Here is a 681-nt window from a genome sequence, read left to right as displayed (position 1 = left end):
CGCCTGGGCGACCGTCAACGCCGAGACGCATGGCGGCAAGAAATCCGGCTCCGGCCGCGGCAAGTCAGAAAATCATGCACCCTCACGGAAGGGCGGTCATCTCGGCGGGGAAGCTTCGGCCAACCGCCCCAAGGCCGAACGTTCGGCTTCGGCGAAGAAGGCTGCCGAAACCCGCAAACGCAACGAACACCACGCGTCTCACTGATCAGACCAACGGCTCCAAGCTCCCTCGGTGTCCCTCATAGCAAGACAGGTGCCGGTGACGGGCGTTCGATGGAAGAGGCAGCGCTATGGGGCGTCGCGGGATCGCGTTTCTCCGTGACCCGACGAGCTGCGCATGCGTCCTATCAACCGCGCCGAGTTCTTTCATTTCCTCGGACAGCGCTGAACCTCAGAGGATCGGCTTGCCGCCCGTGACCGCGATGACCGCGCCGGACACATAGGTGGAGAGCGGATCGGCAAGCATTACGTAGGCGGTCGCCAGTTCGGCGGGCTGGCCCGGTCGTTTCATCGGGTAGTTGCTGCCGAATTTGCTGACCGTGTCAGCAGGCATGGTCGAAGGAATGAGCGGCGTCCAGATCGGTCCGGGGGCAACCGAGTTCACGCGGATTTCCTTTTTCGCAAGCATTTGCGCCAACCCCGCCGTAAAGTTGGCAATCGCCCCCTTGGTCGTGGCATAGG

At 63.0% G+C, this 681-nt stretch carries 1 protein-coding gene and 1 pseudogene; one reads left to right on the top strand and one right to left on the bottom strand.

Going from position 1 to position 681, the window contains the following annotated elements; genetic code table 11:
• Positions 1-205: pseudogene (locus AC1DYF_RS40350) on the top strand (plasmid stabilization protein); the annotation flags it as partial.
• 186 nt (positions 206-391) lie between these two features.
• Here AC1DYF_RS40350 and AC1DYF_RS40345 read toward each other — a convergent pair.
• Positions 392-681: SDR family oxidoreductase (locus AC1DYF_RS40345; protein ID WP_477884552.1), on the bottom strand; the 290-nt coding region annotated here is incomplete at its 5' end.

It is taken from the genome of Rhizobium sp. P2_G9 (assembly GCF_056403475.1).
Note: the sequence above shows the minus strand (reverse complement) of the source record. Positions and strands in the feature narration are given on the sequence as shown.